General features: G+C 60.7%; 10 protein-coding genes and 1 pseudogene (1 of these 11 running past the window's edge). 1 reads left to right on the top strand and 10 read right to left on the bottom strand.

Translation table 11 applies throughout. From position 1 onward, the window contains the following. The first annotated feature begins 8 nt into the window (after positions 1-8). On the top strand, positions 9-2,771 hold the full coding sequence (locus tag FVQ81_02355) for a M6 family metalloprotease domain-containing protein (protein MBW7995414.1): 2,763 nt from the start codon (positions 9-11) through the stop codon (positions 2,769-2,771). A gap of 120 nt (positions 2,772-2,891) precedes the next feature. Here FVQ81_02355 and FVQ81_02350 read toward each other — a convergent pair whose 3' ends face one another. The 10 genes and pseudogenes from FVQ81_02350 to FVQ81_02305 form a co-directional block, all read right to left on the bottom strand. Next, on the bottom strand, positions 2,892-3,668 hold the full coding sequence (locus tag FVQ81_02350; GenBank protein ID MBW7995413.1) for a polysaccharide deacetylase family protein: 777 nt from the start codon (positions 3,666-3,668) through the stop codon (positions 2,892-2,894). 84 nt (positions 3,669-3,752) lie between these two features. Next, positions 3,753-3,935: a TonB-dependent receptor gene (locus FVQ81_02345; protein ID MBW7995412.1), complete on the bottom strand. Its 183-nt coding sequence runs from the start codon at positions 3,933-3,935 to the stop codon at positions 3,753-3,755. A gap of 38 nt (positions 3,936-3,973) precedes the next feature. Next, positions 3,974-5,188: a hypothetical protein gene (locus tag FVQ81_02340; protein MBW7995411.1), complete on the bottom strand. Its 1,215-nt coding sequence runs from the start codon at positions 5,186-5,188 to the stop codon at positions 3,974-3,976. A gap of 118 nt (positions 5,189-5,306) precedes the next feature. Then, positions 5,307-6,995 carry a hypothetical protein gene (locus FVQ81_02335; GenBank protein MBW7995410.1) on the bottom strand — a complete coding sequence of 563 codons (1,689 nt, stop codon included), beginning with the start codon at positions 6,993-6,995 and terminating at the stop codon, positions 5,307-5,309. A 4-nt stretch (positions 6,996-6,999) separates the two neighbouring features. After that, positions 7,000-9,039 (bottom strand): prolyl oligopeptidase family serine peptidase, encoded by a 2,040-nt coding sequence (locus tag FVQ81_02330; protein MBW7995409.1) that lies wholly within the window; start codon positions 9,037-9,039, stop codon positions 7,000-7,002. A gap of 115 nt (positions 9,040-9,154) precedes the next feature. Then, a complete protein-coding gene (locus tag FVQ81_02325; protein MBW7995408.1) occupies positions 9,155-9,745 on the bottom strand; it encodes a VanZ family protein in 591 nt (196 codons plus the stop codon). A gap of 65 nt (positions 9,746-9,810) precedes the next feature. Next, complete coding sequence (locus FVQ81_02320) at positions 9,811-10,764, bottom strand: YbbR-like domain-containing protein (protein ID MBW7995407.1); 954 nt, start codon at positions 10,762-10,764, stop codon at positions 9,811-9,813. Between the two features lie 22 nt (positions 10,765-10,786). Beyond that, positions 10,787-11,548 carry a TIGR00159 family protein gene (locus tag FVQ81_02315; protein ID MBW7995406.1) on the bottom strand — a complete coding sequence of 254 codons (762 nt, stop codon included), beginning with the start codon at positions 11,546-11,548 and terminating at the stop codon, positions 10,787-10,789. A gap of 263 nt (positions 11,549-11,811) precedes the next feature. Further along, entirely contained in the window at positions 11,812-12,981 is a 1,170-nt protein-coding gene (locus FVQ81_02310; protein ID MBW7995405.1) for an ATP-binding protein, read from the bottom strand. Next, a pseudogene (locus FVQ81_02305) lies at positions 12,981-13,050 on the bottom strand (protein kinase) (it continues 815 nt past the right edge of the window). The gene FVQ81_02310 and the pseudogene FVQ81_02305 overlap by 1 nt, the downstream one beginning before the upstream one ends.

Genomic DNA, 13,050 nt, shown 5'->3' with positions numbered 1-13,050 from the left:
GTTGGTGGATGGCTCGTCCGGTCAAACTGATAATGATTCTGCTGGTTATGCTGGCGAACGTACCCCTGATGGCCATCACTCCGCCGGAAAGCGGCGGTTTCCCCGCCGGGTTCTGGGACGAGATCCTCTCCGGCCGCGACAGTGTCCGTTACGGCGACCCCGGCTGGGTACAGCGGATGGGGCAGCGGCGGCTCATTCGCGAACAGATCGCCGCCGGACGTACCACTCTGGCCGCGCTGGACCAGGCCCAGTTTGTCCTGCCGGTGATTCTCGGCCGCTACAGCGACGCCTCGGTTACCCACAACGCGGCGGAGTTTACCGCTCTGTTGTTTGGCGAAAATCCAACAGGGTCACTCTCGGATTACTACGACGAAATCTCCTACGGCCAGTTCCGGCTGACCGGCAAGGTGTACGGCTGGTTCGATCTGGATAACCCCCAGTCCTACTACGACGGCGGCGATAACGGCCAGGGTTCCGATTTCCCCACCAACCGCTCCGGCTTTGTCCGCGATGCCGTGGCCGCCGCCGATGACAGCGTCGATTTCAGCCTGTACGACAACGACGGGCCGGACGGAAACCCCAATTCCGGTGACGACGACGGCTATGTGGACGGGGTCTATGTGGTCTACCCCGGCCTGGGTTCCAACCAGACTACTTACGGCGACCCGGACAACCTCTGGCCTGCCTCGAGCACCCTGGGCAGCAATGAGTTCACCACCAACGATATCTCGTACAACGGCGGATTTATCAAAGTCAACGCCTGGGCGATTGCCCCGGAAATCTACGGCCGCAGCGGAGGGGTGAGAGAAATCCAGCCGATCGGCGTTTTCGCCCACGAATTCGGCCACGTCCTGGGCCTGCCCGACCTCTACGACCGCACCGGCGATTTGGAAGGGCCTGATTTCGATGACTCGGAAGGGCTGGGCAACTGGTGCCTGATGGCCGGCGGCAGTTACGGCGGCGACGGGGAGCATGCGGCTAGCCCCACGCACATGTCCGCCTGGTGCAAGCTGATCATGGGCTGGGTGACCCCGGTCACGGTCGAGCAGGAGGGGCAGTACTCCATCACCCAGGCGGAGACTGCCGATAATGTTTACCGGCTTTGGGCCGACGACCACCGGCTGAGCAGCTATTTCCTGGTCGAAAACCGCCAGCAGGTTGGGTTCGACGAGTTTATTGAGGGGCCGGGACTGTTGATCTACCACGTGGACGAGATCCGCTGGTACGGCGAGGCGCGCTTCAGCAGCGGAGTCAACAACGACGATGAGTCTTTCAAGCTGGTGGATATCGAGGCGGCCGACGGGTTTACCGATATGGACGACAACGTCAACCCTGGCGATGACGGCGACCCCTGGCCCGGCAGTTCGGGAAACCGTACGTTCAACGGCAACAGCACGCCCTCAAGCCGTGACTATGAAGGCAACTCCACGGGCGTGTCTATCGAGAATATCAGCGATCCCGGCGAAACTATGAGCGCTTATTTCCGTCCGGCTGTCGAGCAGGGCTACGGGATCGCTTACGACGAGCAGGGGATTTCCGGCTGGGGCTGGGGGCCGGGCACGGGCGAGGACTACTGGGCAGGCGTGCTGTTCACCGCCGGGGATTCCGGCTCTCTGGAGGCCCTGGATATCGGCTTCCGGGAAGACGACAACACCTACACGGTGGAAATCTACTCCTCGCTGACCTCGCCGTTGTTCAACGGCTGGACGCCCTCCGGGCTGCTGGCCGTCTATGACGATTCTATCGAAACCAGCGGCTGGCACACCATTCAACTCCCGGAACCGGTACAACTCGGCGCGGGCCAGGATTTCTTTGTCAGCCTGCTGATCTACAACCAGGCGTATTCCGTCTCCTACGACCATTACGGCGAGCACTCCGGCCGCTCGTATACATCGAGTGACGGCGTGTTTTTCTACGACGGGATCAGCACCAGCGATGCGGGCGGGGATATCAATATCCGCGCGCGGGTGCGCACGTTCAATCCGCAGGCCGCGCCCCTGCCGGCGCTGTCGGCCGCGGAGATCGACTTCGGCGCGGTGAACACCGGCTCATCGTCAAGCAGGGCGTTCTCGCTCTACAACAACGGTGACGCCGAGCTGAGCGCCTCGATTTCCCTCAGCGGCTCCCCGGCGTTCTCGGTCTCGCCCTCGGCGGCCGCGGTCGCTCCGGGAGACAGCCAGGAAGTGACAGTCACGTTCGCGCCCACGGCCGACGGCAGTTACGACGGGACCGTGACAGTCACCGGCGCGGATACCAGCCTGACGGTGGCGCTGAGCGGCTCGGCCGCGACCCTGTCCGTGTTCAAAAACTCGATCGGCGACGAGACATTCACGGAAACGACCGGCACATACGAGCTGTGGGTGGAGCTGAACCCCGTGATCGACAACCCGCTGGTGGAGATCGTCTACAGCCTGGACGGCGAGACTTTCAGCGGCGGGGTGGAGTGCGTGCTGGTTGACGGCCGCTACGTGGGCAGCCTGCCCGCCCAGCCGCTGAACAGCACGATCCTCTACTACTTCTTCGTCAGCGGTGACGGGGAGGAGAGTTACAGCCTGCCCGCGGGAGCGCCGCTGGATTCATACACGCTCACGGTGGCGCTGAACAAGCCCGGCGATCTGGACGGTGACTGGCGGGTGAGCATTTTCGACGTGCTCGAGGTGCTGGGCGCCCTCGGCGACCCGGAGGCGGCGGCCACCCACGACGTGGACTCCGACGGCGACGTGGACATTTTCGATCTGCTGGAGGTCCTGCGGCTGATGGGGCGGGATTGAGTGTTCAGCTTGAGAAGAACTTAATTGATAGGAAAAGTAGGGGCGACGCATGCGTCGCCCCTGCGTACATCGCTCGGAACAAAAACATCACAACTTACAGACAACAAAGTGCCTTATCCCTTAGCTCTGCATCAGCACCCGCCCCACCGGTACCATCCGCACGGTCGGCTGATCCAGCGGCCGGGCCAGCAGTTTTTCCAGGTAACTGGCCCGGATCGGCCCCCAGCCTTCCTCGTCCAGGCCATGCAGGTTATACACGAACCAGCCACTCGGCCCGGCGGTGAACTCGGCCAGCCGCCTGTCCAGGTGCTCCTCGGAGTTGTCCGGCCCGTAGCCCTCGGTGGTTATCTTCACGGTGTCTTTACCCGGCAGGGCATTGATCCCGCCGCCGGAGGTGCGGAACGCCAGCACCACCTCGGGCAGCCAGGCTTCCAGTTCCGGCGAACTCTGGTTGTAGGGGAAATTGAACACGCTTTTTTTTGCGTCGAACCCGCGCAGTTTCTCGCTGAACCGGTCCAGGCAGCGGCGGACCAGGCCCTGGGCCTCGGTCAGCGGCATGTCGGGAAGGTGGGCGTGCCGCCAGCCGTGGGGCATGATTTCGTGGCCGCGGTCGGCCAGCTCGTTCCACAGCTCCCAGCCGCCGATCGGGTGTTTGGTCGCGTAGGAGTCGCTGAACTCGGTGTCCGGGTCGGAGCCCGAGGCGACAATGTTGAAACAGGCGCTGAGCCCGAACTTCTCGTAGATCTCCGCCGTGCGGGTGAACGATTTGCGGAACCCGTCATCGAAACTCAGGCTGACGATGTGCACCGGCCCCTCGCTTTCGTTGGCTGCGCCGTCCGCCGCGGCAGCCGCAGTCAGCCCGGCCGCCGCGGTGGTGAAAAATTCCTTGCGTCTCATTGCTCAGTCTCCCCTCTGAGGTGTCAACTTCCACGGTAACGTTATCCCGGCTGCTGCGGCAGGCCGCCTCGATTATCACGTTGGTCAGCCTCCCCGCGCGGCCGCATCCAGGTTCTCGACAGACCCGCCGCCGTCGAGCAGCTCGCACATCTCGTTGACGATTGCCCCGCTGATCCGGTTCCAGTAGCCGGTAGCCGAAAAACTGAGATGTCTGCTCCGCCAGTCAGCTCCGGCCTCGAACCCCGTCAGCTTTTCCGGGTCCAACACTCACTAAATCAGTGCGTGGACGCAGGGTGAGGACAAAGTCAGTTCAGGCGGCGGTATTTTTCCACCAGGTCCAGAATCAGCCGGAAGCGCTGGGGCGTGAGATCCTCCGGATACCCGTGCTCCATCAGGATATAGCCCCGCTTGCAGCGTCTGCCCAGTGACGCCGCCCGGGCGAACAGGGCCTCGATATCCTCATCGCGCTCCAGCAGGTAATAGTCGCTGGGAATAAACCCGCAGAGGACCACCTCGCCGCCGAAACGCTCCACCAACTCGTCGAGGTCCGGCACCTCATGGGGGTCGAACGGGTTGAGTATATCCACGCCGGCCTCGATCAGCTGCGGCAGGATCGGCACGATATTGCCGTGGCTGTGCATATGGACGAACGCACCGTGGCTGTGGCACAATTCGACAAGACTGCGGTAATGAGCGAGATAGAAGCGGTCGAACTGCTCCGGGCTGATCAGCATGCCCTCGGGAGTGCCGAGATCGTCGCAGACCTCGATCAATTTCACCCCGCGGCGCAGGGCTTCCTCCGCACAGGCCAGACTCCATTCGGCCAGCGTGTCCGTGAGCCGCTGGACGAATTCCGGGTTGTCGAAAAAGTCGAGCAGCAGCGGTTCGAAATCGTAGAAGTTGTTGTGGATACCGCTGAAAAAGCCCATGATCTTGGCCGCCGGCATCACCCCCGCAGCCTCGAACGCGGCCACATCGCCCTCCACGTCAACCCAGCGCTGCGGATCGTGCGGGTCGGGCAGCTCAAGGACATCGAGGTCCCCGTGAGTGCGAATCGGGAAGGTGAGACCGTACCGGACCGAGTAGGGGTCGTAACGCACCAGACGGCGGCTTCCGCCCTCGAACCGATAAATCTCGCGGCCGTCGGCTTCACGAACTTCCAGTTCACCGATAATCTCCGCCGGGCCGCCATGGCCGAACGGCATCGCCCCGCCCTTGCCCACGCCCAGTGTGCTGACTCCCATGAAGCGGGCGTAGTTCACCGACGCCTCGCGGCTGGAACTGCCGCGGTCGGACTGTTCCCAGCTATCCTCAGGCAGGCAGTAGATATGGTCGTGATAGCAGTCTGCGGGCAGGAGCTTGCGTATGGCGTGACGGTTCCAGTGGCCCATCGGAGTGTAAGGGAAACGGCCCGGACGTTCACCAGCGAGTACGGCCAGCATGTTATCAAGCTCGGTCATTTCGGTTCTCCGTTGGCTACCAATGAGATGATAAATCCGATTTTTTATAGTCCAAGCCATCGGCGGGCGGCGCGCGTACGATAGTCCGCGCGTGCCGTCAGGCACGCCTGTGCGGATGCACAGGCGCCGCCCGCCCGGGCATTGCTCTCAATCCCATGGTACAACTGGCGGAAGAGTGTTAAATCTCCATCCGGTGCAGGGCGCGAACACCGCGGTCCATGCTGAACTTGACCACCAGCAGGTGCAGGATTGCGATCAGCGCGCAGAAGCCGAGAACCTCAGTCCACTGTCCGGCTGTAAGGGTTGTTTCCCTGATTTCGGCCATCAACAGATGGTGGACCGGACGGACCAGCAGGGCCAGCGTGGCGCCGATCACGGCCAGCGAGGCGATCATGTACAGCACCCCGCCGATTCCGGTGCTGATCTGGGCCGGGTTCTCGACCTCGAAGCGGGGGAAAACCGCGCCCATGCCCGTACCCAGCGCCACTACTGCCAGGGTCAGGGTCAGCACCACGACACAGGCGACCGCGGTGACTCCGTTGTCAGAACCAAGAATCCGGCTGCTGACAAAGACCAGGAACTGGCCCAGGACAACCAGCGGGACAGTTAGCACAAACATCTTGGCCCACAGGAACCGTTTCAGTGCCACCGGGGCGCTCTTGAGCAGCCAGAAACTGTTGCCCTCCAGGCTGACTCCCGGAAACACGAACCTGGTGGCAATACTGGCGATCACGAACCCGGCCAGACCCAGGTTGAGGAAATTGAGCACGACTTCCAGGAAATAGCGGGGTATCGGGCTGCGCTCGAGCGGCAGGACCGAGAAATTGTAAAGGTACACGGCGATCATCCCGCCCAGCAGGAACAACTGGCTCCACTGGCTTTTGTCGCGGGCGAAGGTCTTGAGGTCCTTGATCACCAGTTCGCGGGACTGGCCCGGCAGGGGCCGGAGGTAGAGGGACAGCAGGCGGTCGATCCAGCCGCGGCCCGAGATCCTGTGCGTCTCTGCTTCCTGGGCTCTGCTGAATCCGCGGTGGTAACAGAGCAGAGTGACGTAGTAGCCGATACTGAGCAAGCCCAGGGCCGATGCGGCCAGCATCAGGCCGAAAAAGACTCCGCCCTCGCCGCGAAGACCCAGCAGGTCCAGCAGAACCCGTCCGGCCCAGTAATGGGGCGAAAGCGGGCTGTCCGGGCTTCGCAGCAAGCTGAAAAATGAGACCACGCTGTCCATTTCGTGGCGGATCAGGGCTTTTTCGGGGTTGAGGAAGCGGAACGCGATCAGCATCCCGCCCAGCACGGCGATCGAGAGGAAAGAGAGGATATCGCGGGTGCGGCGGGCCACGAAAATGTTGACCAGCAGCATGGCGACAATCACCCCGGCCGCCGTGGGCACCATCGCCAGGGGCAGCACGATCAGCAGCGAACCGGCGTAGAACTCCCAGCCCGCGTCGAACACGCGGCCCAGCGCGGCGAATATCGGCACGGCCATCAGCAGCACCATCCAGCTCGCATGCACCATTGTCTCGAAGAACCGGGCCAGGTAGATCCGGTGCAGGGAGACCGGGCTTGAGATCAGCAGGTAGAGGTCCTCGCTGAAAAAGAACGTATTGAACGCCGAGATCAGGTTGCTGACCACCAGGATCAACAGGAAGCTGATCAGGGTCATCGACACCAGCTTCACTGTCAGCAGGGCGCCGATATCCTCGGTGGAGCGGAAATAGACCAGCATCCGGTGGAACACCCCGTAGGTCAGAGCCCAGAACAGCAGGGTGATTACCGCCAGCGGGAGCGCCTTGCCCAGCGAGGTCCGGCGCCAGGTGGCCAGCGCTGTGCGGTATTTGGGGAAGAACAGCAGTCCCGGTGAACTCATGGCCTCAGTCCTGCCAGTCCCAGTTCTCGGCGAAAAAACCGGCGGCCAGCATCTCGGTGGAAAACGGCCGCGTGCCGCCGCGGCGGTAGATCATGTAGTCCGGCAGTGTCTTGAACACTCCCTGGAACGACCAGAGCTTGCTGTAGTCCCACTCCTCTGCGTAGTTGACCATCACCAGGCGGCCCGGCTCGAGCGGGTTGGGGAACACGCACTTGAACGAGATTTCATCACGGGGGTAGCTGTGCTTGCCGGCCACGACCTTGTCTCCGTCGAAACGTACAGGGGCTTTGGCGTTGATCCGGGCAATAAGCTTGTTGGAGCGCTCGTCGCCGAACAGTACCAGGTGGCTCTCAATCATATCCTTATTGCTGACTTCCGTATCGGGGCGGATAATGAAATGGGTATCGGGAAGGTCGCCCCAGTCGACAAACCGCAGTGTCCGGCGTAAAGTTTCCTCGCCGCCCGGCCCGGTGCCGAACACCAGCAGCACCCGATCGGAGAGCGCCTCCCAGATCGGTCCCTCCACTCCCTTGCGCTTGATATTCGCTTTGTTAACACCGCCCTGGCGAATCTTGTCGCATGACACTGTCAGGGCAAGCGGGCTGCTGTCTTTCACTGTCAGACCGATACTGTTACCGCCGCTGAACCCGACTGTCAGCTTGTCTCCAGATTCCAGACCCAGGTCGTCGGGATAGATATCCAGCGCTGCCACATTCGTTGTTTTCTGCAGTGTGATTTTTTTGTTATCGGGATTCCAGATGGCGTTGATCACCGCATAGTCGCCATATGTCTCGAACCTGGTGATTTCCAGCCACTGGTAGCGGGCGTGCTGGTAGCGGCAGGTGGTGAATTCTATCACGCGGGCCGGAGTCTCGCGCACGGCGCCCATCAGGCGGCGCAGGGTTTCGCCGTTCTCGTAGGCCGGGTCCCAGGCGTTGTGGCCCACATTGTCGAAGGTTGACAGAGGGGCCTCGATTCCTTGTTCGGCCAGGGCTTTCACCATCTCGTGGGAATGATGGATCGGCACCACCGGGTCATCGGTGCCGTGGTAGATATGGATCGGAAACGCCTTGGCGTTCAGCGCCCAGTTGGCTATCTGGTTCTGCTCGAAAATCTGCTCGATAAACGGAAATTTGCCGGCCTGAGGGCTGAGTACGTCGACATAGAAGTCCGAAAGGTTCATGTCCGCCGGCGGACAGACCGGTACGGCCGCGGAGAAAATTCCCGGGTGGCGCAGGGCCATCTCCCAGGTCCCGTTACCGCCCATCGACAAGCCGGTCAGGCCGATCCGTCCGGGATCGACTGCGTACTGCTCGCGGACAATCTCCAGCACGTCGAGCACGTCCCGCTCGCCTGGTCCGTGGTAGCTCATCGTGCCCCGGCCCCAGGGGCAGACCACGATCCCGGCCACCGGGGGCAGTACGGGCATGGTGGGAAACGAGCGCAGGGCGAGTTCATCGGACTCACCCGGCCGGTTGCCGATTCCGAACAGGCGCTTGAGATTGTTGGCGTAGTTGGAATAAGCACCGTGCAGGCTCACCACCAGAGGCCATGAGCGCCCGGGGGAGTCGTAGCCCTGGGGAAGGTAGAGCGCGTAGGGATAGACAGAGTCATCGAGCCTGCTGCGGTAGCTGCGGAAAAACATCCCGTGTTCGCGGACAAACAGGTCGACCAGGCGCGAGAGGACCACCTTGTCGCCGAGTTCCACTCTCAGCCTGGCCGTGTGGACCCGGTTTTCCGCCTCCGGACTGTCCAGGGTGATCGCAACGGGCAGCGATGAGGGGATACCGGGCCAGGCGTCGATCCATTCGCCTTCCTGCCAGCTTGCCCCGGCACCAATTTTCAGCGATACGCGGGCCTTGAGCGGTTCCAACCTGTCGGATTTGTAAGTCAGCACCACCCGGCCCCACAGCGGACCGGACTCGCCGGTACGGAAAGTGGGAAGGTCCAGGAATTTGAGTTCCGCCTCGATCGAGTCCTTTCCCCCCGCCCTCAGGTTGACGCCCAGCAGGCAAAGTGCCAGGACTGCAAAAAAAGTTTTCATTTCTGCTCCCGCGGTTGCGGTTCAATGATGATTCTGCCGGACCAGGCCGCCGGTCACCGCTGAATTTAGGCACTGGCGGGCGCGGTGGCAACATTCTGGCCTGCGTGCGCACGGGTCAGTCTTCACGCCTGTCCCTGGTGGTCCAGATAATAATCGCGCCGAGCCAGACGCCCATCACATTGAGCAGGATATCCTGAACGTCGAACGTTCTGCGTGGTGCGAAATACTGGTAGCCTTCCTCGGCAAATCCCAGCAGGACAGAGATTGCCAGCGCTCCGCCCAGCGGACCTGCTTTGCCGATCAGCCGGGCCGCAAATCCTCCCGAATGCCCGGTTTCACAACGCAGGCGGGTCAGTGCGGCGAACCAGACAAGAACGCAGGCGGCGTACTGCGGATAATGGACATATTCGTTGACACTTTCGCCCAGACGGCTCACGAACCAGGCGGTGACTCCAATAAACGGGACCAGTTGAAGCAGGAACAGGCCACGCCGGGGGATCAGGGTGAACCGGATGAAAACGATATAGATGAGCACCGCCGCCAGGAAAATGACCAGGCCCCGCACAATCCGGGCATAGACAACCCAGGTCAGAATTTGCGCCGCCCCGTTGGTGATCAGGGGAAGGTAGTTGGCGATAATAAACAGCAGGATCGAATACATGCAGGCGGCAATCAGAAACAGGAGTGTCCTTGCGCGCAGATGCATGGGGAGGAGATCTGATCACAGGGTGAGCGGTTGCCCCGCCGGCTGAGGAATCAGCCGCGGGGGGATCATTCCAGTGGTTTCGAGGTTACCAGTACGTCGACATAGCTCTGGGAAAACCGCTCCAGCATGACTCTGGAGACTGAATCTCCGGAGCTGACGTCCAGTTGCGGGTCCATGCGGATATTCTCGCCCCGCGCCTCGTCGCCATCGAGCAGGACATAGGCGGCCAGGTCCTCGACAGTCAGGTCCTTGATCTGCGAGATCGGCCCCTGGACCCAGACGTCGAGCCGCGACGGGTTGATCCTGGTCTGGAATTCGGCCCCCCGGATCTTAATCTCCACCTGCTCGAACTTGCGCGAGATGCTTTTTTCCTCGATCCTGATCCGCAGGTTGACAGTTTCCGGAAAGAGGTTCACCGCCGGATTGGGCGGCATCAGACGGACCTGGCGGTCGAGCGTAATCTCTGTCAACCGGTCGACATTGATCTGCTGGGTCCTGACCATGTCGATCTCCTCGACAATGCTGCCGGGACCGCTGACCCTGACGATAGACGGATCGGAGCGGATCGAGGTGATATCGTAGTTCTCGGCGGGTTTGCCCAGTATTTCGGCGTTGACTACCACATCGTGACGAATCATCAACTGTTCGATATCGATCTCGACCGCCCGCGGGATTACAGTAATTTCCGCCCCCGGCGGCCGGCCCATCACCATCTGCTCGGTAAGCTGCACCGGGTGGCTGCCCACGCCCATTCCGGAGATATCCACGCTCAGGAACATCGAGCGCTCGCCCAGGGAGAGGATCAGGGTTTCACTGGCCCGCACCCGCGCGGTGACATTGTTCACCTCCTGGCCGTCAAACGACGTGCTGGTGACCACCAGGTTTTTCGGCAGGCCGTTCAGCTCCAGCGGGATGGTGAAATCGCCGTAACGGTATTCCTTGCTGGTCACAGTCAGCCAGAGGAACACAGCGATCAGCAGGCTGATCATTTTCAACGACAGGTTGCGGGTCAGGTTCATCGAGACTCCGAAAAACTCACGCTCAATATTTCAACAGCGGTTTAAGCCTTCTCTCCAGCTCCAGGGCGGTATCGAGCTTGCTGATCTGTCCGTCCAGGGCGATCGACACCGTTCCGCGCTCCTCGCTGACCACCACGACCACGGCGTCGCACTCCTCGCTGAGACCGATAGCGGCGCGGTGACGAGTGCCGTATTCCTTGCTGATATCCGTGCGGCTGGTCAACGGCAGAATAGCGCCGGCATTGGCGATCCGGTTGCCGGAAATTATTACGGCCCCGTCGTGAAGCGGGCTGCGCGTGTTGAACAGCGAGAGCAGCAGTTCGCTGCGCACCTCTGCGTCCAGACGGGAGCCGATGTCCACGAGGTTCTTGAGTTCCAACTCCCGCTCGATAACGATCAGGGCGCCGATATTACGCTGGGCCATCAGGTTAACCGCCCGCTGGAGCTCCACCAGGTAGCCGATATCATGTTTGCCGAGATGGAAAAAGTCGAAAAACGGGTTGCGCCCGAACGTGGCCAGCGCCTTACGGATATCCGCCTGGAAAATCACGATCACCACCAGGACGATATATCCCATGAAGTTCTGCAGAAGCCAGGCCATGGTCTGGAGCTGGAAACGGTTCGAGATATAATAGAGCAGGATCAGGAACACGATCCCGATTGCGATTCTGGCGCTGCGCGTGCCCTTGAGCGGGTAGAGGACATAATAGATAAACGTCGCGACCAGCAGTATGTCGATCAGGGCGGTCATGATTCCGCCGAGGTTGTCAAGTATCTCCGACATGCCGGTCCCGGTGCGCTGAGTGGCTTTGAGTAAGATTCTGCGGTAATAGTAACAAACTTAAAGAATAATATACAACCAGCGGGGAATACAGCAAAAAAATCATACAGGTTCACTGACTTCCGGCGGCTGCGGCCGGGCTGACGGGCAGGGGGGGCTTGGCCGGGCTGGTCAACTTAATTTCAGCATATCAAGGATCAAGCGCGCAGTCAAGGGTTATATCACTTAAATTCAACTTTTTAACCGGCCGTCCATCAAGTTTTGCTTTAAGAGCTTTCCCGCTTCAGCAATTCATCTCCCAGCATCCGCTCGAACGTGCGGCTGAACAGCCTGTACTCGCGGTCGCTGTCGCCGGGAATAAGGTAACCGCGGCGGAGCAGGCCCTTGATCACGAAGTGGTCTATCGAGTCCAGCTGGACACCCTCGGTCAGCTTGCGGCAGACTTTCAGTTCATCCGGCCCCAGGCTGTCGATAATGAACTGGAAATGCATCCCTGCTTCCTCGAGAAACTGCTCCTCCACATTTTCCAGGACTGTTTTGCGCGGGTCGGCATGCTCGAAATCGAAGTCGAACAGGCTGGAACAGGCGATCGCCATGTAAAACGGAAAATAGCCGCCCAGTTCGACAATGGTCTCGAAATGCTCCTCCAGAGGATTGCCGCAGGCCCGGCTGGGTTCGGCCACGAATTTTTTCGCTTCCTGAAGACTGAAAGCGCCGAGATTCAGGTTGGAGAAGATATTAAAGAACGGCGAGTCGCTGATTTCACGGTTGTGGCACATTTCCTGAAGATTTTTGACGGAACTGGTGACATAGGCCACGTTGTAGTTATTGGCCAGCGAACGGAGGAAAGCGAAAAACTCCGGCTCGAAATTGCGGTTTTTCGTTATCGCCTCGAACTCGTCGAACAGCAGGATCAGCTTGAGGCCTTCCTCGTCGATCTGCTCGCAGGCCTGCTTGAAACCATCGTAGCCGGCTTCCGGAAGCTCTTCCAGCTTGTCGTCCGCTTCCTGGGCCAGCAGTTCGAGCAGGGAGCCGAAAAACTCGTCGACAGTGCCCCGGCGTTTCTCCTGGAAATCGAGGAACAGGAAGATATAGCCGGCAGATTCATCGAGGTAGCTCAGCCGGTTTCCCGGATCGTTGATGAAATGCAGCAAACTGCTTTTGCCGATCCGCCGCTCGCCGACTATCGAGACCGACTGCGGGCGCGCCGCCCCGATCCTGGAATAAATCGTCGTTACTTCCTTGCGCCGGCCATAAAAAAACTTCCTGTCCCGGATCATGTTGCGGTTGAGATAAGGATTGACACTGATGCGAACGGGAGGCTGAGCGCTCTGTTCATCTTCGCTCTCGCCGCCAAGCAGCGAATCGATATCCGCCAGCAGCTCCGCTGCGTCCCGGTAACGCTTGAGCGGGTCCTTGTTCATCGCCTTGAGCACTATCCCTTCCAGCCTGCGCGAAATCTCGGGGTTGTGCTTTGAGGGGGCGATCGGGATGTCGTTGATATG

The sequence above is a fragment of the Candidatus Glassbacteria bacterium genome, from assembly GCA_019456185.1.
In the GTDB taxonomy this organism is placed as follows: domain Bacteria; phylum Gemmatimonadota; class Glassbacteria; order GWA2-58-10; family GWA2-58-10; genus JAJRTS01.
The sequence above is the reverse complement of the archived record's forward strand: the minus strand, read 5'-3'. Positions and strand labels throughout refer to the sequence as shown.

What these genes read in the sequence shown, in the direction of transcription:
- FVQ81_02355 (MBW7995414.1), top strand. Translation starts at nt 9, where the DNA reads ATGGCTCGTCCGGTCAAACTGATAATGATTCTGCTGGTTATGCTGGCG.
- FVQ81_02320 (MBW7995407.1), bottom strand. Translation starts at nt 10,764, where the DNA reads ATGAACCTGACCCGCAACCTGTCGTTGAAAATGATCAGCCTGCTGATC.
- FVQ81_02325 (MBW7995408.1), bottom strand. Translation starts at nt 9,745, where the DNA reads ATGCATCTGCGCGCAAGGACACTCCTGTTTCTGATTGCCGCCTGCATG.
- FVQ81_02335 (MBW7995410.1), bottom strand. Translation starts at nt 6,995, where the DNA reads ATGAGTTCACCGGGACTGCTGTTCTTCCCCAAATACCGCACAGCGCTG.
- FVQ81_02350 (MBW7995413.1), bottom strand. Translation starts at nt 3,668, where the DNA reads ATGAGACGCAAGGAATTTTTCACCACCGCGGCGGCCGGGCTGACTGCG.
- FVQ81_02330 (MBW7995409.1), bottom strand. Translation starts at nt 9,039, where the DNA reads ATGAAAACTTTTTTTGCAGTCCTGGCACTTTGCCTGCTGGGCGTCAAC.
- FVQ81_02340 (MBW7995411.1), bottom strand. Translation starts at nt 5,188, where the DNA reads ATGGCTTGGACTATAAAAAATCGGATTTATCATCTCATTGGTAGCCAA.
- FVQ81_02315 (MBW7995406.1), bottom strand. Translation starts at nt 11,548, where the DNA reads ATGTCGGAGATACTTGACAACCTCGGCGGAATCATGACCGCCCTGATC.